The organism is Streptodolium elevatio (genome assembly GCF_053592165.1).
On sequence record NZ_JBSFVE010000001.1, the window covers coordinates 229,745 to 251,244 of the forward strand.

A 21,500-nucleotide genomic window follows, 5' to 3' on the forward strand; every position below is an offset into this window, starting at 1 on the left:
CTGAGCACACGCGCGGACGCGCATGTACCGATGCACACGAGCCGACGTACACACGTGCCGACGTGCATGAGCCAACTTGCGCGGGTCGGCCCGCGCAGATCGACCTGCCGGCGAAAACGCGCCGACCGATTTCCGGACGCCGCCCACCGATGCCCGTCGGCCTTTGCCGAGCGCCGCCGTGCATCGCCGTCGCGAACCGACTCCCGCCGACCCGACACGGTGCCGAAGGCCTGCGGTGCAGGCGGCGACGGCCGGGACCGCCGCCGTGCGCACCGAAACCCGGTTTTCCGCACCCCAGCCTGCCGCACACCGGCGCCGCCCGCACACACCGCCTTCAACGCGCGTCACCCAATAGTGCATTTGTCGACCAAACGCTGTTTTCTCTTGCCGTATCTGACGGCCCGTCATATCGTCACGCCGGTCGGCTGCCGTGATCACTTTCACATCTCGAAAACCGGGCGGCGGCCGGCTGAAAACCGCCGGCGCAGGTTCGGGAGTGGATGCACGTGACCGAGACAGCACCGGACGCGACTCCGCGCGAGGCGGACGCCGTTCCGGACGCCAAGATCCACGCAATAGGCGTGGAACGCCACTTCGGACGCGGGGCCAAGCGCGTGGACGCCCTCGGCCCGCTCGATCTGGACATACGTACGGGGGAGTTCTGCTGCATCGTCGGCCCGTCCGGCTGCGGCAAGTCGACGTTCCTGCGCATCGTCGCGGGACTCGTCAAACCGACCGCGGGCCGCGTCGAGATCGCCGCGCGCTCGAACCACCCCGCCGCGATGGTCTTCCAGGACTACGGCATAAGTCCCTGGAAGTCCGTCCTGGCCAATGTGCGGTTCGGCCTCGACATCCAGCACGTGCCGCGCAAGGAGGCGGACGCCCGCGCCCGCGACTGGCTCGGCCGGCTCGGCCTGGCCGACTTCGCCGACGCGTACCCGGCGGCGCTGTCGGGCGGCATGCGCCAGCGCGTGTCGATCGCCCGCGCGCTTGCCGTCGAGCCCGAAATCCTTTTGATGGACGAGCCGTTCGCAGCACTGGACGCGCAACTGCGCACCATCTTGCAGGACGAGCTGCTGGAGATCGTCCAGGCCGACCAGCGCACGGTGCTGTTCGTGACGCACAGCCTCGAAGAGGCTCTGCTGCTGGGCGACCGCGTGCTGGTGATGTCGTCGCGTCCCGGGCGCGTGATCGCCGAGCGTGTGCCGCCGTTCCCGAGACCGCGTACGGGCGCCGTCCGTACGTCCCCCGAATTCGCCGAAATGCAGGCCGAGTTGTGGTCGCTGCTGCGCGGCGAGGTCGAGACCGCCGGAGCGAAGAAATGAGCGACAGGCCCACCACACCGGCTGCCGAGGACACTGCGGGCGTCGAGGGCGCTTCGGGTGCTGCGCGCACCACGGGCGTCCAGGGTGCCGCCGACGCCGTGCGGGGCGCATCGGCGGGCGTACCCTCCCCCAAGGCCGCTGCTGCGCCTGACCCCTCCGCTTCGACGCGGCGCGGTGGCCCCGGCGGGACGGACATGGTCCTCGTACGCGCGCCCGGGCAGGCGGAACTCGACCCCGGCAAGGCCCGCGCCCGCCGCCGCGCGCTGGAGATCACGCTCGGCATCGCGGTGCCGCTCGTACTGATCCTGTGGTGGCAACTGGCCGTCCAGCAGAAGTGGATCGACTCGCGCATCTACCCCGCGCCGCAGACGATCATCGAGGACGGCTGGCAGCGGCTCGTCGACGGCAAGCTGTGGCCGGACATCTGGGCGACGCTCAAGCGCGTCGTCCCCGGCTTCGTGCTCGGGTCCTTGGCCGGGTACGTCGTCGGCCTGCTGACCGGCTCGATGCCGCTGGTCCGTGCGGCCCTCGAACCGATGCTCGACGCGCTGTACGTCGTCCCCAAGCTCGCCCTGCTGCCGATCTTCCTGCTCATCTTCGGCCTGGGCGAGACGCCGCAGATCGTGCTGGTCGCCGTCACCGTCTTCTTCCTGATCTGGATCCAGACGATGGCCGCGGTGCTGGCGGTGCCCGAGGGCTACCGCGAGGCGGCCACGGTCTTCGGGGCCAGCCGATGGCAGATGTACCGGCACATCCTGGTCCCGGCGTCGCTGCCGCCGGTCGTCGTCGGCCTGCGCCTGGCGTCCGGCATGGCGGTGCTGGTCATCGTCGCCTCGGAGGGCCTGGCCTCGCCGAACAACGACGGCCTCGGCTACCTGATCTTCAACGCGAAGAACATCTTCGACAACCGCGCGATGTACGTCGGCATCATCGTCGTCGCCATCGTGGGTGTGCTGTTCTCCGAACTCGTCCGATTCATCGGCCGCCTGCTGACCCCGTGGGCCCCCGACCGCCGAGGCCCGGGCGGCACCTGACCGGTGCCGCCGTCCGGATCAGATCCGAGTCGTCGTCCGATCTGCTTGGTGTCGGCGATCCGTTCGCGGCTGTGTGCGCGGTCGATTGAGCGGTCGTGTGTGCGGTCGTGTGCGCGGCTGTGTGCGGTTGTGTGCGGCCGCGTGGCCGCGTCGACCGGGTAGATCACCCGGATTTGATCATGTTCGGCCCTCGGCAATGTCCTGACCATCCGTCCTGTCCCCCGGAGGAATCCCATGGCACGTCGCCGCGCCGGCCTGGCGTCGGTCCTGTTCATGTGCACCGCCCTGCTCGCCACCGCCTGTGTGTCGTCCGACGACGGCACCGACGGCGCGGCGAAGTCCGCCCCGACGCAGAACACGCCGGTCGCGGCGGTGGCCGGTTGCGAGAAGGGCTGGACCGACCCCGCCGACCTGTCCCCCACCCGCGCCCCCGCGCGCTGCGCCCCCAACACCCCGGCTCCCAAGCCGCTGGCCGCGAAGACCAAGCTCACGGTGACCGCCGGAGCGCTGTCCGCGGAGTACCTCGGCCCGCTGCGCATGGCAATCGCCAAGGGTGAGTTCCTGAAGGAGAACCTGGACGTCGAGCTGAAGCAGATGCCGTCGTCCGACGCCAACACGCTGCTCGCCAAGGGCGAGCTCGACGCGGTCTACTCGGCGCCCGAAGCCGGCATGGTCAACGCGGCCAAGCAGGGCTTCAACGTCAAGTGGGTGCTCGGCAACTACTCCGCCGACCCCAAGTCCAAGACCGGCGTGTGGGCGCGGGTGAAGGACGGCCAGACCCCGGAGTCGATCGACCTCAAGGGTGCGCGGTTCGCGTCGCTCGTCGGCAAGACCTCGATCATCATGTACCCGATCGAGACGGTGCTCGCGAAGCACAACACCAAGGTCACCGACATCGACTTCAAGCAACTGGACGCGCAGGGCGTCGGGCAGGCGCTGGAGAACGGCGGCGTCGAGGCGGCGTGGCTGCTCGACCCGGTGTGGAAGCAGTTCGAGAACAAGCCGGGGTACGCCTTCCTGGGCGGCCAGCCCGCGGGCGAGCCGCTGGGCGGCATGCTCTACGGCCCGAACCTGCTGGAGAAGAACCGCGAGGCGGGAACGGCTTTCGCCCGTGCGCTGATCCGTACGGTCAACACCTACTTCGTCGGCGACTACAAGGCGGACCCCGCCTTCACGGCGGAGCTCGCGACCGTCCTGGGCAGCAAGCCCGAACTCCTCTCCGCGATCCCGTCGTTGGTCACCGACTGGGAGATCCGCCAGGGGACGACCGACAAGGCGCAGAAGATGTTCATCGAGGGCAAGGTCGTCGAGGCGCCGGCTCTCACCGAGGACAAGTTGGTCGACCGGTCCTTCTACGCGGAGGCGGTGGGGCACACGCAGTAGGGCTGGGTTGACCTCGGCGCGGCGTCACTCTTGGGGAGTGGCGCCGCGCGCGTGTTTGGGTCTGCGGCGAAGTCGGTCAGCCCTTGATCGCGGGGCTGGAAGTCAGGATGCCATTTCGGAGCGTAGGGCGCGCAGGAGGAGGCGGGCGCGTTCGGCGAGTTCGGGTGGGGCGTGGGCGATCACGGTGGTGCACCAGCGTTCGGCGGTGCGGGTGTCGTCGGCTTTGAGGGCGAGGACCACCAGGCGCATCGCCGCGCGCCCGTGGCCGCCTTCGGCGGCGGTGCGCAGCCAGGGCTCGGCACCCTCGGGGTCGCCGCGGCGCAAGTGGATCAGGCCCAGGTTCCAGGCGCCGGCGATGCTGCCGGTGTCGGCGGCGGCGCGGAAGCGGCGTGCGGCGGAGCGTTCCGCGCCGCGGCGGGCGAGCAGGGTGCCGCAGCGCAGCATCGCGGGTACGTGGCCGTCGTCGGCGGCGGCCGCGTACCAGTGCTCGGCACCTTCGAGGTCGTTGAGGCGGGCGAGCAGGCCGCCCAGGCGTACGGCGGCGAGGGTGCGACCTGCGGAGGCCGCGACGCGGTAGGCGCGTACCGCCGCTTCGTCCGCGCCCCGTCGCTCCAGGATGAGGCCGAACTGCAGGGCGGCGTCCGGGTGTCCGCCCTCGGCCGCCCGCTCCCAGCAGCGTTCCGCGGCGGCCTGGCCGTCCGGCGTGGACCGACGCGCGTAGAGAATGCCGAGGTTGTAGGAACCGTCGATACTTCCGGCTTCGCTCGCGCGTGCGAACCAGACCTCGGCCTCCTCCTCGTCCTCGCGCGAAAGCAGCAGTCCGGCAAGGGCGTTGGCGGCGTCGGCGTGGCCGGCGTACGCGGCCATGCGGTACCACCGCTCCGCGGACGCCTCGTCGTCGCGGGCGGTGTGCAGCAGGCCGAGGTTGAAGGCGCCGTTGGACTCGCCCGTGGCGGCGGCCTGTTCGTACCAGTGCGCGGCTTCGGCGGGGTGGCCTTCGGCGGCCAGCAGCGCGCCGAGGGCGTTGGCCGCGGTGCCGTCGCCGGCCTCGGCGGCCCGGCGCCACCAGTGCGCCGCGCCGTCGGTGTCGCCCGCGTCCTGGAGCAGGAAACCGAGTGCGCGCGCGGCGCCCGGGTCGCCCTCCTCGGCGGCGAGGCGGAACCAGCTCTCGGCCTCTCCGGTGTCGCCCGCCCGGTGCAGGAGTCGGGCCAGGCGTACCGCGGCACGGACGTGGCCGCACGAGGCCGCCCGCAAGTACCAGGCGGACGCGGCACGTTCGTCGCCGCGCTCCTGTCCGTGCCGGCCGAGCCGGTACGCCGCCTCCGGGTGCCCCGCCTCCGCGGCCCGCCGGTACCAGCGCTCCGCACCGGCCTGGCCCTGCTGCTCGTGGAACTCGCCGAGCACCAGCGCCGCGCGCACGTGTCCGGCCTCGGCCGCGTTGCGCAGCCAGTAGAGAGCCTGGCTCACGTCGTCGTTGTCGTGGACGGGCGCGTCCTCCGGCACCGCGTCGAGGAGCAGCGCGCCGAGCGAGAACGCGGCGATGCGGCTGCCGGCCTCGGCCGCGCGGTACCACCAGCGGCGCGCCTCGTCCCAACGGTCCTGACGGTGCATCAGTACGCCGAGGTTGGTGGCCGCTCCCCGGTGCCCGGCCTCGGCCGCGCGGCGCAGCCAGGTCTCGGCTTCGTCCTCCTCGCCACGGCGCAGGAGCATCAGGCCGAGGCGGCTCGCGGCGGTGGCGTCGCGGCCGGCGCGGTCGCGGTAGCGGCGTTCCAGCTCGGCGAGTTCGCGGTGGTCGAGGTCGGTGTCGCCGAGGCCCGCGCCGATGCGCAGCGAGCCCGACGACGGGTCCTCGCCGGCGAACTCCGGGCCGGAGCGCGACGGGCGGCGCGGCCGGAACGGCACCAACACCGCATAGTCGTCGGGCCTCTTGCCGCGCGGCGGCACGAACGCGTCGGCGCGGCCGCGGTCCAGGACCACCGTCATCGGGCCGTCGGCGATGTCCGCGTGGGGGTCGGTGTCTTCGGGCGCGTACGGGTCACCATGCGTGTCGGCGTAGGCGGTTGCGTGGGGGTCGGGTTCGTCGCCGGGCTTTTGGGCATGACCGGGTAGCGGCTGCGCGGGCGCGCTCCGCTCACTTCGGCCCCGTCGTACCCCCATGCGTCCATCGTCGCATCAACGGACGCACCCGTCAGGGTCGATTTCTCGATTAACAGATGACAATGCGGTGTCGGGAACGGCGAAGGTCCGGTCACCAGTTGGTGACCGGACCTTCGTACGTGGTAGCGGGGACAGGATTTGAACCTGCGACCTCTGGGTTATGAGCCCAGCGAGCTACCGAGCTGCTCCACCCCGCGTCGGTGAACACAACACTACGGCAGGGCGCCCGCTACGCCAAATCCATTTCGCCGCGCCGCCGACGGCGGTCTACGCCGGGTCGACCGCCACCCAGGTGTTCTCGGCAGCCGACCGCCGGACGGCGTCCATGACCGCCTGGCCCGCCACCCCGTCGGCGAACGTCGCCACCGGCGGGTCGGCCGGCACCTCGCGCCCGAGGATGCGGTCCCGGAAGACGCCCGCGAGCCGGGCGTACGGCGCCCGGTCGATGCCCATGCAGTGCAGCAGGTCGTACGCCGTGTGCAGCAGGTCCCCCGGCGGCGGTTCCGGCGCGGGGTTGGCCAGGTCCTCCGGCACCTCCACCTTGCGGTCGCCCTCGGCGTCGCCGACGTACACGTCGTCGAACTCGACCCACGCCGAGCCGTGCGTGCCCGCGACGCGCGTGATCATCAGCGGCGGGCCGTACACCCCCGCCGAGCTCTGGAGAGAGCCCTCGACGCCGGTCACCGTGCGGAAGCGGATGTTGAACGTGTCCTCGGCGGTCTGCCCGGGCCGGTCCGACACGATGGGCAGTCCGGCACTCACTCCCTCGAACTCGCCCAGCGTGTACCGGATCTGGTCGACCCAGTGCGTCGCGTGCGCGCCCAGCCAGCCCCCGCCGTCCTCCGCGCGCCCCCACCAGTCCGGGATGCCGGCGTCCGGCCCGGCGAGCACCGGGATGTGCAGCAGCCAGGTCGCGAGCCTGGGCGTACCGACCGCGCCCTGCGCGATCAGGCGCGCGAGCAGTGCCTGCGACGTCGACCAGCGAAACTCGGTGCCGAGCATGTGCACGACGCCGGCCTTCTCGGCCGCCGCCAGCAACTGCCGCGCCTCGCCCAGGTCGGCCGCGAACGGCTTCTCGCACACGACGTGCTTGCCCGCCTCGACGGCCTGCACGACGATGTCGCAGTGCGTGTGCGGGGGCGTCGCGACACTCACCGCGTCCACGCCGTCCAGGGCCAGCGCCTCGCCGAGCGAGGTGAGGGCGTGCGGTACGCCGAACCGCTCGGCCCGCGCCGCCGTCTTCTCCGGGTCGCGGCCGACCAGCGCCCGCACCTCGAACCCGGCGTCGCGGAACGCCGGCAGGTGGGTCAGGCAGCCGAAACCGGTCCCCACGATCACCACGCCGAGCTTGTCGTCCGTCATCGCGCCCAACCCCGTTCCCTGCCGCATCCACGCATGGTGCGCATATGTCCGCATGTGTCGGAATACGCGGCCTCGGCACAGGCGGCCGAGTGCGGCGGCACGCTAACGCGTGGCGCGTGAGATCAACAGAGCGGCCGTCAGACCGTGTCGAACACCACGGGCAGGCGCACGGCGGTCCGCAACCCGAGCCCGGTGACCCCCTCGCACGGCGTGTTCGGGTCGAGCCGCAGGCCGGGCAGCCGGGTCAGGAGCAGTTCGAGGGCGACGCGCATCTCCATCCGCGCCGCGTGGATGCCCAGGCACACGTGCGGGCCGACGCCGAAGGCGACATGCGGTACCGCGCTGCGGAAGATGTCGAAGTCGTCGGGCCGCTCCCAGCGCGCGGGGTCGTGGTTCGCGGCCGCGAACGGCGTGTTGACGATCTGCCCGGCCCGGACCGGGCACCCCTCGACCTCGGTGTCGCGCAACGCCGTACGCCCGACCGCGAGCAGCGGCACCTCCCAGCGCAGCCCCTCCTCGACGGTCTGCGGGATGAGCCCGTGGTCGGCGCGTACCGCGTCGAGTTGGTCGGGGTGGCTCAGCAGGCCGTACAGGACCGTGGTGATGGCCCGGTAGGTGGTCTGCGCCCCGGCCGGGACCAGCAGCCGCAGGAACGCGATGATCTCGTCGTCCGTCAACTGCCGTTTGCCGGTGCCGTCCCACTCCTCGTCGGTGAGGCTCGCCCGGACGAGCACACCGATCAGGTCGTCGGACGGCTCCTTGCGCCGCGCGTCGATCAACTGCCGGACCATGGCGCCCAGATCGCGCGAGGCGGCGAGACGTTCCTCCTGGGACGCGGCGACGTTGGTCAGCAGTGCCGTGTGCCGGTAGAACTCCGGGAGGTCGGCCACCGGCATCCCGGCGGCCACCGCGATGACGTGGACCGGGTAGTGGAACGCGAAGTCGGCGGCCAGGTCCGCCCGTCCGTCCGCGACGAACCGGTCGATGTGGGAGTTGGCGATGTCGCGTACGAACGTCTCCTCCCAGCGCAGCATTTCGCGGCGCGTGAAGGCGGGCGAGATGAGCGACCGGAAGCGGCGGTGCTCGGGCGGGTCCATCTCCAGGATCGTGCGGCCGATCACCTCGCCGAGGGTGACGTGGTACCAGTTCGACGAGAAGGTCTGCACGTCGCGCAGCACCGCGTCCACGCCCTGGAAGGTGTAGACCGAGGCCTGGGCGTCCTCCGCCGCGATGATGCGGTCCGCACCCGGCATGTCGAACCGCGCCGAGACCGAACCCTGGTGGACCGGGCACTGGGCGCGGAGTTCGGCAAGGCGCGGGTACGGGTCCTTGACGATGCCGACGCCGTTGAGTGCGTCCTTCGCCGCGAACGCGTCGAACTGCGCCTGCGGCTCGGTCTTCTGATCCTGGGTCACGGCGTGCCTCTCTCAGTCCCGGGCGTGCTTGCCTCGTGCCTTTGCGATGCCGTCCACCGGGCCCTGGGGAGTCCCGAGGCCCCCTGCCGTGTCGTCCACCGGGCCCCGGGGAGACCCGAGACCCCCTGCCGTGCCGTCCACCGGGCTCTGGGCGATCCCCGGCTCCCTTCCCGGCGGCGTGAACAACGCCGCGTCGATCCCGTGCCGCAGCACGCGGCCCGGCGAACGGCCTTCGGCGTCCCGGGGCTTGCCGACCTGGGCACCGTCGCGGCGGATCGGGACGCCGCGGACCAGCACGTGCCGCAGGCCGGTCGGGGCGTCCGCGGTCAGGCGGTCGGCGTTCGCGGGGAAGTCGGCGACGCGGCGGATCGGCCCGGGGCCGACCTCATCGGGGTCGAAGACGACCAGGTCGGCGGCGGCGCCCGGGCGGACGTACCCGCGCCCGGCCAGGCCGAACAGGTCGGCGACCTCGCCGGTCAGCTTGCGGACCGCCTGTTCGAGCGTCAGGACACCTCGCTCGCGCACCCATCCGCCGAGCAGGTCGGTCGGGGCGACCGCGTCGCAGATCTGGTCGGGGTGCGCGCCCGCGTCCGACAGACCGAGCACGGCGCCGTCCAGCCGCAGGAGTTCGGCGACCTCGTCCTCGTCGTCGTTGGCGAGCACGACGGTGAACCGGGTCGCGAGGTCGTCGTCCAGCGCGGTGTCGAACGCCGCGTCGAGCGGGGCGACGCCGCGTTCCTCGGCGATCTCGGTCACCGAACGCCCGTGCCACGACGGCCGGGTGGGCGACTCCGCGACGTACCAGCGGTCCCATCGCGGGGCCAGCAGGCCTTGGCCGAGCTCCTGTTCCAGGCGTTCGCGCCAGGTCCGGTCGCGGTACGCCGCGGCGCGCAGCACCGGCGACCGCCCCTCCAACTCGGCCAGGCACGGCGCGCGCAGGGCGAACGGGGCGAGCAGCGTGGTCTGCGCGACCAGCGGGCGGCAGCTCACCTGGGGGTGCACGGCGGCCCCCGCCTCGACGCCCTCGCGGTGCAGCTCCACCCAGTCGCGGTGCCGCCCGTCGGCGAGGGCGAGCATGGCGGTCCAGGTGAACGGCCGGCCGATCTCGGGCTGGAGGGCGTACAGCGCGGCGTGGTCGAGTTCGCCGCCGGGCACGAACGACGCGATCCCGCGCCCCGCGTCCCGGAGTTCGGCCAGCATGCCGACGGTCTCCTCGAGGTTCGCGAAGCGCGACGGGCAGCGGCGGCCGGTCGGCGAGGCACTGGTCGCGAAGCCGATCGCCCCGGCGGCCAGCGCGTCGCGTACGACCTGCCGCATCTCGACGATCTCGGTGACGGTGGCCTCGCGCTCGTAGGCGTCCTCGCCCATGACGTCGATGCGTACGGCCGAATGGCCGACGTATGCCGCCAGGTTGATGTCCGGACCCAGTCGCTCCACGGCGTCCAGGTAGTCGGCGAACGTCGCGAAGCCCCAGTCGACCCCCTCCTCCAGGGTGTCGGTGCGCATGTCCTCCAGGTCGTGCAGCATCCGGACCATGAGCGCGCGCCGCTCGGGGCGGCAAGGCGCCAGCGAGAAGCCGCAGTTGCCCAGCACGGCCGTGGTGACGCCGTGGTAGCTGGAGGGAGTGCAGGCCGGGTCCCAGAACACCTGGGCGTCGTAGTGCGTGTGCACGTCGATGAAGCCCGGAGCGACCACGCAGCCTGTGGCGTCGAGGATGTGATCGCCTGTCAGATCCGGCCCGAGTTCCTCGACCCGGCCGTCCACCACGAGGACGTCCGCCCGGAAGGCCGGCGCGCCCGAACCGTCGACGACTTCGCCGCCGCGTACGACCACCCGCGCACCCGCCTTGAACGCCCCGCTCATGAGGACCCCACCGATATGTGCTGCTGGAACGCCCCGATCCCGGCCACGCCCCACTCCCTTCCCAAGCCGCTCATGCGGTGGTCGGGGTCGTCCGTGCGCACACCGCCGGACAGTCCGAACGGCAAGTCGTCGGCGACCGCGACCGCTTCGTCCACATCCGCGTACCCGTGAACGGTCGCGGCAGGCCCGAAAACCCCTTCGCGGGTCGTCGGATCGGCATCGAACGCGGAGCCGGAACCGACGAACTGCCCGTCGACATACGGGCGGCGGCTTGCGACGATCTCGACCCGGTCGGTCATGCGCGGTCGCCTCTCGGCCGACGTGGGAGACGTTTCGATATCTCGAAACGGATTTCGCCATGATGTTCGTCACATCGTCCGGGCGACCGCGAAAGAAATCAAGGCCACCTGGAGCCGACCACCCTCGTCGTACACATCGCCGAATCGATATATGACCGCACGATTCGCCGGAATTGTTCCAACTTTCCGTTGGCCAAACGGCGACCTGCGGCGTACGGCGTGAAATCGACGTCGCGACACCGCCGCACGCACCGGAAATCAGCCCCGCGACATGCCCGAACGGCCGGTCACAGAGGGCCTCCGATGGGGTACGGTCTGCGTCGTGGTCATATCAGGAATGGACCATTCGAGCAGGCCGCGACGGGTTCCGATCCCCGCGGTCGACGCCATGCGCGGCGGCACCGGCGACCGACTCGAACGGCATCTCGCCCTCTTCGGGCATGCCCCGGCTCCGGCCAAGGCACCCGAGGCGTCCGCGCGTGCCGCACGCGAGTCCGCCACCTTGATCCAGGACCTGACGCCGCGCCCGACCCGGGCCGGACACCGTCTGGCCCGCGCCGTCCTGACCGCGCCCCTGCGCGGCCTCCGCCGCCGCATCTCCCTCTGACGGAACCGCGCGACCCGACCGACCGGCCCCTGAGGACCGGTCGGTTGCGCGTGCGCCGCACCCGTCACGCCCGCGAGCGCGCCGCCTTCACGAACTCCACGATCAGCGCCGGGTCCTTGACGCCCCGACTCGCCTCGACCCCGCTCGAGACGTCGACGCCCCACGGCCGCGCCGCCGCCACGGCCTCCGCGACGTTGTCCGGCGCGAGCCCGCCGGCGAGCAACCACCGCTCCCCGGCCGCCGACCCGGGCATGCGGCTCCAGTCCCACGCCGTACCCGAGCCCGGGACAGGTGCGTCGAGCAGGAGCATGTCCTCGCCAAACTCACCGCAGCGCGGCACGGTGTCGCCGAACGCGGCGGCCCGGATCAGCGTCCACCCGCCCGCCCGCAACTCCCGGAAATCCGCAGCCTCGTAATCCCCGTGCAGCTGCACGGCGCGGACCCCGGACTCCTCCGCCACCGCCCGTACCTCGCCCAACGGCTCGTCCTTGAAGACGCCGACCGTCAGCACACCCTCCGGCACCCGCGCGCCGAGCCTCGCCGCGGTGGCCGCGTCCACCCGCCGCGGACTGGCCGAGAACACGAACCCGATCGCGTCGGCGCCCGCCTCCACGGCTGCGTCGACGTCGAGCTCGGTCTTCAGCCCGCAGATCTTGACGAACAGGGCCTCGCCCATAACTGCTGCTCCATCACAACGTCCGGCAGATACCACCCACATCCTCGACCACCCGCCGACCGCGCCCGCACCACCCCTCAGCCGCGCGCGGGGTGCTCCCTGTGGTCGGCGCCGCCCATGATGTTGTCGCGACCCCAGGCCCCCAGCGGCCCGAGCGCCTTGTTGAGCAGCATCCCGGTCTCCGTCAGGGAGTACTCGACGCGCGGCGGCACCTCGTCGTACGCGACGCGGTGCACGATGCCGTCCTCCTCCAACTCGTGCAGGTGCGACGCGAGGACCTTCACCGTGACGCCCGGCACCTGGCGGCGCAGTTCGCCGAACCGGATGCCCGGGTACTCGTGGAGCGCCCAGATGATGAGCACCTTCCACTTGCCGCCGATCACGCCGAGGGCCGCGTCGATGCCGCAGACGTACTGTCCCGGCCTCCTGCGCTCACTGGCCACCTGTGCCTCGCACCCCTTCCCACCTGGACACTCACCCGAGAGTAACCAGTGACTCCAAAGTGCGTACTTGAGCGGCCGGCACCCACCCGGCAGCCTTGTCGGCATGACGGAAAGCCAGCAAATTCCCGCAAATCGCCCGGTCACCCTTCTCGGCCTCGGCGCGATGGGCACCGCCCTCGCCCGCACCTGGCTCGCCGCCGGACACCCGCTCACGGTCTGGAACCGCACCCCCTCGCGCGCCGACGCCCTGGTCGCCGACGGCGCCAAGGCCGCCGCGACCGCCGCCGACGCCGTCGCCGCAAGCCCGCTCGTGGTGGTCTGCCTCCTCGACGGCGCGTCCGTGACCACGACGCTCGCCGACGTCGACCTGACCGGCAAAGACCTCGTCGACCTCACCACCGGCACCCCCGAACAGGCCCGCCGCCGGGCCGAGTGGGCCCGCGCCCGCGGGGCCCGCTTCCTCGACGGCGGAATCATGGCCGTCCCCCCGATGATCGGCGTACCGCAGTCCGGTCCGTTCATCTTCTACAGCGGCTCGCGCGACCTCTTCGACGAACACCGCGCCACACTCCAAGCGCCCGCCGACGCCACCTTCACAGGAGAGGACCCGGGCTTCGCCAGCCTCCACGACATCGCCCTGCTGAGCGGCATGTACGGCATGTTCTCCGGCGTCACCCACGCCTTCGCGCTGATCCGCAACGAGGACATCAGCCCCACCGGGTTCGCCCCACTGCTCAAAGGCTGGATCAACGCCATGAGCGAGGGCATCGACCAGGTCGCCCAACGCCTCGAGAGCGGCGACTACACCACCGGCGTCGTCTCCAACCTGGCCATGCAGGTCGCCGGCATCCCCACGTTCCTCGACACCGCCAAGGGCCAGAACGTCAGCCCGGAACTCCTGACGCCCTACTTCGCCCTGATGGAACGCCTGCTGGCCGCCGGCCACGGCGAGGAGGACACCGCCCGAACCGTCGACCTCCTGACCACGACACCCTGACCGCGGGGAGCGCCGGCGCACGGGCGATGCGAGCCGTCCAACCGTGAGGTTCACTGGGAGACATCGAGGCGCCGGGAACCGGCCCCGGTCTGTCAGGATGCATCGTATGGATGTCCGAAACAGGAACCACGTGGTGGTAACCGGCCGAACGAATGGGCCGGTCATCATGCTGGCGCACGGTTTCGGGTGCGACCAGAACCTGTGGCGCCTGGTGGTGCCCCTGCTGGAGCGGGACTTCACCGTGGTCCGATTCGACCACGTGGGGGCGGGCCGCTCGGACCTGTCGGCGTGGTCGGCGGAGCGCTACTCCTCGCTCGACGGCTACGTGGAGGACATTCTCGACATCTGCCGCGAGCTGGCGATGGGCCCGGTGGTGTTCGTGGGGCACTCGGTGAGCGCGACGATGGGCGTCCTGGCCGCGGCCCGGGAACCGGACGCCTTCGCCGGACTGGTCCTGCTCGCCCCGTCGCCGTGCTTCGTCGACGACCCGGAAACCGGGTACCGGGGCGGCTTCAGCGCCGCGGACATCGACGAGCTGCTGGAGTCGCTGGAGGCGAACTACCTGGGCTGGTCCGGTGCCATGGCCCCGATCATCATGGGCAACCCGGAGCGGCCGGAGCTGGGCGAGGAGCTTGCCAACAGCTTCTGCCGCACCGACCCCGAAATCGCCCGGGTCTTCGCCCGGGTGACATTCCTGTCCGACAACCGCGACGACTTCGCGAAGGCCACCGTTCCGACCCTCGTGGCGCAGTGCTCCCGGGACGCGATCGCCCCGCCGGAGGTGGGGGCGTTCGTCCACGCGCAGATGCCGGGAAGCACCCTGGTCACCTTGAACGCCACCGGCCACTGCCCACAACTCGCGGCACCGGAGGAGACCGCCGCCGCGATCGCCGCGTTTGCCGGGGGCCTCCGGTGATGTGCAAATCCGGGGGCCCCGGGAGCGAGAACGCCTCCGACGGACCGCCGGACGACGAAGCCCCGTTCTCCGCCTTGCTCGAGGACAGCGCGGAGGACCTGTACGAAAACGCCCCCTGCGGCTATCTGTCCACCCTGCTGGACGGACAGATCGCCAAGGTCAACGGCACACTCCTGGACTGGCTCGGCTACCAGCGCCGCGATCTGGTGGGCCGCAAGTCCTTCTCCGACCTGCTGACGGTCGGCGGCAGGATCTACCACGAGACCCACTTCGCCCCGCTCCTGCGCATGCAGGGTGAGATCAGCGGCATCGCCCTCGAATTCCGGACGGCGGACGGGAACCGGCTACCGGTCCTGGTCACCTCGACGGTGAAGACCGGCGCCGACGGCACACCGCTGCTCATCCGCACCACCGTCTTCGACGCCCGCGACCGACGCACGTACGAGCAGGAACTGCTGCGCGCCCGCGACGAAGCCGAGCGCGAACGCGAACGACTCGCGGCGCTGAACGCCACCCTCCAGCAGACGCTGCTGCCGCCCGTGCTCGTCGGCGTGCCGGGCCTCGACGTGGCCGCCTACTACCACGTCGCCTCGACCGACGAGGTCGGCGGCGACTTCTACGACCTCTTCCCGCTGTCCGGCGAGACCTGGGGCTTCTTCCTCGGCGACGTGTGCGGCAAGGGCGCCGCCGCGGCCGCCGTCACGTCCCTGACCCGCTACACGCTGCGCGCGGCGGCGGTCTACGACCCCGAGCCGGCCGCGGTACTCGGCAACCTCAACACCGTGCTCAACCACGAGTACAACGGCCCCGACCCCCGATTCTGCACCGTGCTCTTCGGCCTGCTCGTCCCCGACGACGACGGCTTCCACGTCACCCTGGCCGGCGGCGGCCATCCCCCGGCCCTCCTGATGCGCGCCGACGGCCGCACCGACTTCCTGCCCACCCCCGGCGGCCAACTGATCGGCGTCTTCCCCGACGCCCACGTCGCCACCACGGCCATCCGCCTGCACCCCGGCGACACGCTCCTGCTCTACACCGACGGCCTCACCGAAGCCCGCACCTCCGAAGCCCGCTACGGCGAACACGCCCTCCTCGACTTCGCCAAAACCCTCGCACCCACAACCGCCACCAACACAGTGGCCGCAATCCGCGAGCTACTCGACTCCTTCGGAACCGGCCTGGACGACGACACCGCAGTCCTGGCCCTAAGCGTCCCCAACCAAACCCCCTAACCCCACCGGCCCCCAAAGCAAAGCCACCCACCCCAACGCACCGGCCCGCAAAGCCGACGCACTCACCACCGAGACAAATCCGCCCCGCACCAAGTGGCGAGCGAAGCGACGCCGAACGCCCCAGCGATCCGGAACATCCGCGAGGACGGCGCATTCACCGATGGGACGGATCCCGCTCCGCGGCACGTGGCAAGCGAAGCGAAGCCGGCCACGCCAACGCACCGGAACCTCCGCAAAAACGGCGCATTCACCGACGGGACGGAGTCCGCTCCGCAGCCGGTGGCGAGCGAAGCGATGCCGAACGCCCCAGCGATCCGGAACATCCGCGAGGACGGCGCATTCACCGATGGGACGGATCCCGCTCCGCGGCACGTGGCGAGCGAAGCGAAGCCGGCCACGCCAATGCACCGGAACCTCCGCAAAGACGGCGCATTCACCCACGCGCCGGAATCCGCTCCGCAGCCGGTGGCGAGCGAAGCGACGCCGAACGCCCCCGCGATCCGGAACCCCGCAAACACGGCGCATTCACCGGCGGGACGGATTCCGCTCCGCACCCGGTGGCGAGCGAAGCGAAGCCGGCCACCCCACACCGACGGAATCCGCCCCCACCCAGTGAGACGGATCCCTCCAACGCAGAAAAGAGGGGGTGCGGGTGGCGGAGCCCCCGCCTCGCGGCGAAGCCGCAAAAAGAACGAAGGCGACGCGGCCCACGCTTTCCGTGGGCATGCGTCGCCTTCGACTTCGTAGCGGGGACAGGATTTGAACCTGCGACCTCTGGGTTATGAGCCCAGCGAGCTACCGAGCTGCTCCACCCCGCGTCGGTATGGCTTTACCCTACGCGATGGGGAGGGAGAACGCCAAACGAGTTGCCCGGCCCCCGCCGGACCCGTCGGCGGCCTCGGGAAACGCCAACCGGGTTGCCCCGGCCCTTCCGCGCGGGGCGGGAGAGCCAGGACAACCCGGTCAGGCGCACTGCTGTTGTGCTTGTGCTGGTACCGGTGCCGCTATGGGCTCGCCGGTGGTGACGCTCCGGTGGCCGGTGGCGATGCCCCCGCGGCCGGTGGTGCGGCCGTGGCCGCCTGTTCCGCCGCGATGGCCCGGTTGATCGCCGCGGAAAGCTCCTGCTGCGCCTGGCCGTACAGGGCGAAGTCGCCGGCCTTCAGTGCCGCGTCCGCCTTCTGGATCGCCTTCTGGGCGTCGTCGAGGGCGGCCTTGACCGACGGGCTCTGGCCCGGCGGCGGGGTGGAGGCACCGGGTGCCGGCGTGGTCGTGCCCGGGGCGGGCGTACCCGTGCTCGGCGGTGTGGTGCCGCCCGGTGGCGCCGGGGCGTTGGGATCGTCAGGAGTCACCGACGGTGGCGCACCGGCGAACAGCACCGCCAGCGCCTGTTCGAGGGTGTTCTCGAAGGCGATCTTGTTGCCGTACGACGCCAGCACCTTCTGGAGCAGCGGGTACGAGTTCGCCGCCGCGGCTCTCACGTACACCGGTTCGACGTAGAGCATGCCTCCGCCCACCGGAAGGCTCAGCAGGTTGCCGTACACGACTTGCGAGTTGGTCAGCTGCAAGACGTTGAGGACCTTGCCGACTTCCGTATTGGACGTGAACACGTTCTGCATCTGTTCAGGCCCGTTGATGGCGGTTGTCGACGGCAAGGTCAGAAGTCTGAACTTGCCGTAATTCGGCCCTGGTTGGGCGTTCACGGCGAGGAATGCCGCCATGTTCTGCCGCTGGTTGGGCACGAATGCGCTCGTCAGTCTGAAGGACTGCGCCGTCTCCGCGGGCTGTCCCTGCGCCGGCGGCATCTTCATCGACAGGTAGTACGGCGGTTGCTCGCCGCCCACCTGCTTCGCGCTCGTGGGGTCCTGCGGGACCTTCCACACGTCGGAGCCGTTGAAGAACGTGCGCGGGTCGGTCACGTGGTAGCGGGTCAGCATCTCGCGCTGCACCTTGAACAGGTCCTGCGGGTAGCGCAGGTGCTGCATCAGGCCGTCCGAGATCTCCGACGCCTTCTTGACCGTGCCGGGGAACGCCTTCATCCACGTCTTGAGGACGGGGTCCTTGTCGTCCCACTGGTACAGGGTCACCTTGCCGGAGTAGGCGTCGACGGTGGCCTTGACCGAGTTGCGGATGTAGTTGACGTTGCCGGTATTGCCGACCGCGCCGCGCCGCTCGTCGGCACGGACGGCCGAGTCGGTGGTCGCGTCGCCCAGCGTGGTGCGCGTCGAGTACGGGTAGCCGTTCGACGTCGTGTACGCGTCCACGATCCACAGGATGCGCCCGTCCACCACGGCCGGGTACGGGTCGCCGTCGATGGTGAGCCACGGCGCGACCGCCTCGACCCGCTCCTTCGGCGTGCGGTTGTACAGGATCTTCGACTTGTCGTTGATCGAGTCGGACAACAGGATGTTGCCGTCCGCGAACTTGGTCGCGTACAGCAGCTTGTTGAACGTCGACCCGATCGGCACGCCGCCGTCGCCCTTGTAGGTGTACGTCGCCTGACCGCCCGGCAGCTTCTCGTCCGGGTAGTCGATCTCGGTCGGCGTGGCACCGCTCGGCGCGCCGACGATGGAGTACTCCGTCGTCTTCTCGCCGAAGTAGATGCGCTGCTCGTACTGGCCGAGCGGGCCCTGTGCGCCGTCCGCGGTGATGTCCGAGACGATGAACTCGGGCTTGCCCTCGACCGTCACCCGGTTGCCGTCGGCCGCGACGACGCCGTAGCCGTGGGTGTACTTGGTGTGGTCGTTGACCCAGTTGCGGGTCTGGCCGCCGTTCGGGTTCAGCTCGCGCAGCGCGATCACGGTGTCCTGCGTCTTGCCGTTGATCGCGTAGCGGTCGACGTCGAGCGTGCGGCTGAAGCCGTAGAACTGCTTCAGCTGCTGGAGCTGCTGGAACGTCGGGCCCACGATGTTCGGGTCGAGCAGGCGGATACTGGCCGCGCCGGTGGCCTCGTCGAGCAGGCCGGCGCGCGTGTCGACGGAGCCTGCGTAGCCCTCCGCCTGCACGTCCGCTATTCCGTACGCCTCGCGCGTCGCCTGGATGTTGCGCTCGATGTACTTGGCTTCCTTCGACTGCGCGTTCGGCTTGACCTGGAAGCGCTCGACGATGAACGGGTACAGGCCGCCGATGAGCACCGCGGACAGCACCATGAGGCCGAAGCCGATGATCGGCAGCGCCCAGGTGCGGCGGAACACGTTGACGAAGAACAGCACGGCGCAGATGAGCGCGACGATGAACAGGATCGTTTTCGCGGGCAGCACCGCGTTCGCGTCCGTGTAGCGGAGGCCGGTGAACTGTGAGGCGGACTTGAAGTCGCCCGAGGACACCGCCAGCGAGTACCGGTCGAGCCAGTAGGCGACGGCCTTCAGCAGCACGAAGAGGCCCAGCAGCAGCGAGATGTGGGCCTGTGCGGCGGGGGTCGCCCGGGCGCCCGGGCTCTGTACGCGGAGGCCGCCGTACAGGTAGTGCGTCAGCACCGCGACGACGAGGCCGACCACGACCGCGACGAACCCGAAGTTGACCAGGAACCGGTAGAACGGCAGGTCGAATGCGAAGAACGAGACGTCCTTGTGGAACTGCGGGTCCTCGACCCCGAAGGACACTCCGTTGACGAACTGAAGCCAGGTGCCCCAGTGCCCGGAGGCGGAGGTCCCGGCGATGACGCCGACGATCAGCGACAGGCCGATCAGAACCCACACGCGGAACGGCGCGAGGGCCGACCGGTAGCGGTCCAGGCTCTGCTGCTCCATCGACATGCCGCGGAACGCGGGCCTCAGCCGATAGGCGAAGTACATGTTGAGGCCGACCGCGGCCGCCATGAGCAGGCCGAAGACCAGGAACAGTCCGAGTCGCGTCCACAGGCGCGTCGTGAAGACGTTGCCGTAGCCGACCGACTTGTACCAGAGCCATTCAGTCCAGAAGTTGGCGAAGAGCACCCAGGCGACGCCGACCACCACGATGATGGCGAGCGTCAGCAGGAGTGTTCGCAGACGGCGGGACGGGGCTCCCAATCTGATGCGGCGACCTCCGGGGTCGCCGCGTTCGGGCATCTGAAAAACCAAGGGTGCGCACCTCGATCATTACCTGGTTGCGCCCGGTCGGCGCTCGACTCGTCAACTTACCGAGCCCGGCCATGGTTCCCCACCGACACGGCGGAAGTGTCCGGGGGACGAGGCGGTGCGCCGTACCGGGATGATGGGGGCATGACCGTTGCACTGACCCAGGCCGTCGTGGAGATCGAACGCCACGTCGCGGCGTTCGGGTGGGACCAGCCCGCCCGACTGTACGCGCTCGTCGACACCGCCGCTCTGGTGCGATCCGAGCCACAGCTGGCCAAGGAGCTCGGGCTCGCCGCCGAGGAGGGGGCGGCCACCGCGCTCACCCCGATCGAGCAGGACGAGATCCCGAACGAGACGCCGATCGACGACTTCCTCGCCGGGATCGCCTGGCCCGACCCGGTGCTCGGCTGCGCGATCGTGCTCGAACGCCTCATGCTGCCGCCCGCCGCGGAGGCCGAGATGCCGACCACCGGGACGGACGAGGAGATCGCCGCGTGGGTCGCCGAGCGGCCGGACCGCCAGGAGGTGCGGATCGCGGTCGGCGTACTGCGCGACGGTACGCGCGAATCCGTGCTGCGGCTGCGCGAGAAGGACTCCGACCTGGAGGTGCTGTCCGGCGCGGATCTCGTCCCCGGGCTGGCCGAGGCGCTGCGCGCGACGTTCGCGTAGCCGTGACGGCTGCTACTTCTGACACTCGGTCAGGGTGCCCTGTCCGGTGCTGATGACGCCGAGGGCGGCCATCGCGTCGTCGAGCGTGTCGACCTGCACGAGCGTGAGGCCGCTCGGCTTGTCCTTGGCCGCCTCGGCGCAGTTGCCCTTCGGCGTCAGGAAGTACTTGGCGCCCGCCCGCTTCGCCGCGATGGTCTTCATCGTGACGCCGCCGATGGGTCCGACGCTGCCCTTGTCGTCTATCGTCCCGGTGCCCGCCACGAACTTGCCGCCGGTCAGGTCGCCGGGGCTGAGCGTGTCGATGATGCCGAGCGCGAACATCAGGCCCGCGCTGGGGCCGCCCACGTCCTCCAGGTGGATGGTCACCTTGAAGGGGAACTTGGGCAGGACGCCGGGGGTGATGCCGACGACCGAGCGGCCGTCGTCCTCGGCGGCGACGGTGGTCAGCGTGACGGTGCGCTGCGTACCGCGCGCGTCGGCCGGGTCGACCACGAACTCGACGGTCTCGCCCGGCTTGTGCCGGGTGATCGCGGCGCCGACCTCGTCCTCGACGCGGACCGGGGTGCCGTCGACCGACAGGATGATGTCGCCTGCGTGCAGCTGCCCCGTGGCCGGCATGTCCTTGCTGACCTTGGCGATGACGACCTGCTTGTCGACCGGGATGCCGAGCTTCTCGAACGCCGCAACCTTCGCGTGCTCCTGCGAGGACGTGAACTCCTCGGCGTTCTCCTGCTCGACCTGCTTCTCGGTCTTGTCGTCCGGGTAGAGGCTGCTCTTCTTGACGACGTCGGCGTCGTCCTTCACCCAGCCGACGAACGCGCCGAGCAGGGGCATGTCGTAGCCCTTGCTGGTGACCGAGACGGTCGTCATGTTGAGGTGCCCCGAAGTCGGGTACGTCTGCGCGTCCTCGACTTCGATCACCGGCTTGCCCCGGTAGTCGCCGAGCGTGTTGACGGTCGGGCCCGGGGTCAACTCCCCGTACGGCACCGACGTGAACATGGCCGCAATAGCCAGGGCTATGAACATCAGGCCGGAGACGACCAGGGTGGCGGTACGACGCGACATGA

Annotated in this window: 17 protein-coding genes and 2 tRNA genes; 8 read left to right on the forward strand and 11 right to left on the reverse strand. The window is 70.7% G+C overall.

Annotated elements, in window-relative coordinates; all coding sequences use genetic code 11:
- Positions 1–500 precede the first annotated feature (500 nt).
- From ACWD12_RS01025 to ACWD12_RS01035, 3 genes are all read left to right on the forward strand, one after another.
- The gene (locus ACWD12_RS01025; protein WP_435839135.1) at positions 501–1,325 is read left to right on the forward strand and encodes an ATP-binding cassette domain-containing protein; all 825 of its coding nucleotides are present in this window, start codon (positions 501–503) and stop codon (positions 1,323–1,325) included.
- A gap of 194 nt (positions 1,326–1,519) precedes the next feature.
- Positions 1,520–2,359 (forward strand): ABC transporter permease, encoded by an 840-nt coding sequence (locus tag ACWD12_RS01030; protein WP_358359443.1) that lies wholly within the window; start codon positions 1,520–1,522, stop codon positions 2,357–2,359.
- A 234-nt stretch (positions 2,360–2,593) separates the two neighbouring features.
- Entirely contained in the window at positions 2,594–3,742 is a 1,149-nt protein-coding gene (locus tag ACWD12_RS01035) for an ABC transporter substrate-binding protein (protein WP_358359379.1), read from the forward strand.
- A 102-nt stretch (positions 3,743–3,844) separates the two neighbouring features.
- On the opposite strand, the gene ACWD12_RS01040 is transcribed toward ACWD12_RS01035, so the two are convergent.
- The 6 genes from ACWD12_RS01040 to ACWD12_RS01065 form a co-directional block, all read right to left on the reverse strand.
- Positions 3,845–5,899: a tetratricopeptide repeat protein gene (locus tag ACWD12_RS01040; protein WP_450097799.1), complete on the reverse strand. Its 2,055-nt coding sequence runs from the start codon at positions 5,897–5,899 to the stop codon at positions 3,845–3,847.
- A gap of 120 nt (positions 5,900–6,019) precedes the next feature.
- Positions 6,020–6,096: transfer RNA gene (locus tag ACWD12_RS01045), tRNA-Met, on the reverse strand.
- A 70-nt stretch (positions 6,097–6,166) separates the two neighbouring features.
- Positions 6,167–7,288 carry a Gfo/Idh/MocA family protein gene (locus ACWD12_RS01050; RefSeq protein WP_450097800.1) on the reverse strand — a complete coding sequence of 374 codons (1,122 nt, stop codon included), beginning with the start codon at positions 7,286–7,288 and terminating at the stop codon, positions 6,167–6,169.
- A 110-nt stretch (positions 7,289–7,398) separates the two neighbouring features.
- The gene (locus ACWD12_RS01055; protein ID WP_450097801.1) at positions 7,399–8,676 is read right to left on the reverse strand and encodes a cytochrome P450; all 1,278 of its coding nucleotides are present in this window, start codon (positions 8,674–8,676) and stop codon (positions 7,399–7,401) included.
- Between the two features lie 12 nt (positions 8,677–8,688).
- Positions 8,689–10,539 (reverse strand): N-acyl-D-amino-acid deacylase family protein, encoded by a 1,851-nt coding sequence (locus tag ACWD12_RS01060; RefSeq protein WP_450097802.1) that lies wholly within the window; start codon positions 10,537–10,539, stop codon positions 8,689–8,691.
- Positions 10,536–10,838 carry an aldehyde dehydrogenase family protein gene (locus ACWD12_RS01065; RefSeq protein WP_450097803.1) on the reverse strand — a complete coding sequence of 101 codons (303 nt, stop codon included), beginning with the start codon at positions 10,836–10,838 and terminating at the stop codon, positions 10,536–10,538. Before ACWD12_RS01065 ends, ACWD12_RS01060 begins: the two co-directional genes overlap by 4 nt.
- A 322-nt stretch (positions 10,839–11,160) precedes the next feature.
- Here ACWD12_RS01065 and ACWD12_RS01070 point away from each other — a divergent pair, with 322 nt between their 5' ends.
- Positions 11,161–11,445 carry a hypothetical protein gene (locus tag ACWD12_RS01070; RefSeq protein WP_358359365.1) on the forward strand — a complete coding sequence of 95 codons (285 nt, stop codon included), beginning with the start codon at positions 11,161–11,163 and terminating at the stop codon, positions 11,443–11,445.
- 64 nt (positions 11,446–11,509) lie between these two features.
- Here the strand turns inward: ACWD12_RS01070 and ACWD12_RS01075 are convergent, their stop codons facing one another.
- Both ACWD12_RS01075 and ACWD12_RS01080 read right to left on the reverse strand, forming a co-directional pair.
- Positions 11,510–12,121, reverse strand: coding sequence for a phosphoribosylanthranilate isomerase (locus ACWD12_RS01075; RefSeq protein WP_450097804.1), 612 nt, complete (start codon positions 12,119–12,121; stop codon positions 11,510–11,512).
- Between the two features lie 77 nt (positions 12,122–12,198).
- Entirely contained in the window at positions 12,199–12,564 is a 366-nt protein-coding gene (locus ACWD12_RS01080; protein ID WP_450097805.1) for a winged helix-turn-helix transcriptional regulator, read from the reverse strand.
- A 103-nt stretch (positions 12,565–12,667) separates the two neighbouring features.
- Here ACWD12_RS01080 and ACWD12_RS01085 point away from each other — a divergent pair, with 103 nt between their 5' ends.
- The 3 genes from ACWD12_RS01085 to ACWD12_RS01095 all read left to right on the forward strand — a co-directional run bounded on the left by ACWD12_RS01085 (position 12,668) and on the right by ACWD12_RS01095 (position 15,709).
- Entirely contained in the window at positions 12,668–13,561 is an 894-nt protein-coding gene (locus ACWD12_RS01085) for an NAD(P)-dependent oxidoreductase (RefSeq protein ID WP_450097806.1), read from the forward strand.
- A gap of 106 nt (positions 13,562–13,667) precedes the next feature.
- Complete coding sequence (locus ACWD12_RS01090; protein WP_450097807.1) at positions 13,668–14,477, forward strand: alpha/beta fold hydrolase; 810 nt, start codon at positions 13,668–13,670, stop codon at positions 14,475–14,477.
- The gene (locus tag ACWD12_RS01095; RefSeq protein ID WP_450097808.1) at positions 14,477–15,709 is read left to right on the forward strand and encodes a SpoIIE family protein phosphatase; all 1,233 of its coding nucleotides are present in this window, start codon (positions 14,477–14,479) and stop codon (positions 15,707–15,709) included. Before ACWD12_RS01090 ends, ACWD12_RS01095 begins: the two co-directional genes overlap by 1 nt.
- 744 nt (positions 15,710–16,453) lie before the next feature.
- Here ACWD12_RS01095 and ACWD12_RS01100 read toward each other — a convergent pair.
- Together ACWD12_RS01100 and ACWD12_RS01105 are read right to left on the reverse strand one after the other, a co-directional pair.
- Positions 16,454–16,527 (reverse strand) — tRNA-Met (locus ACWD12_RS01100).
- 186 nt (positions 16,528–16,713) lie between these two features.
- Positions 16,714–19,755 (reverse strand): UPF0182 family membrane protein, encoded by a 3,042-nt coding sequence (locus tag ACWD12_RS01105; protein WP_450098191.1) that lies wholly within the window; start codon positions 19,753–19,755, stop codon positions 16,714–16,716.
- A 153-nt stretch (positions 19,756–19,908) separates the two neighbouring features.
- On the opposite strand from ACWD12_RS01105, the gene ACWD12_RS01110 reads away from it, so the two are divergent.
- Entirely contained in the window at positions 19,909–20,433 is a 525-nt protein-coding gene (locus ACWD12_RS01110; RefSeq protein WP_358364304.1) for a PPA1309 family protein, read from the forward strand.
- A 12-nt stretch (positions 20,434–20,445) separates the two neighbouring features.
- On the opposite strand, the gene ACWD12_RS01115 is transcribed toward ACWD12_RS01110, so the two are convergent.
- Positions 20,446–21,498 carry a YlbL family protein gene (locus tag ACWD12_RS01115; RefSeq protein WP_358364302.1) on the reverse strand — a complete coding sequence of 351 codons (1,053 nt, stop codon included), beginning with the start codon at positions 21,496–21,498 and terminating at the stop codon, positions 20,446–20,448.
- Between the last annotated feature and the right edge of the window lie 2 nt (positions 21,499–21,500).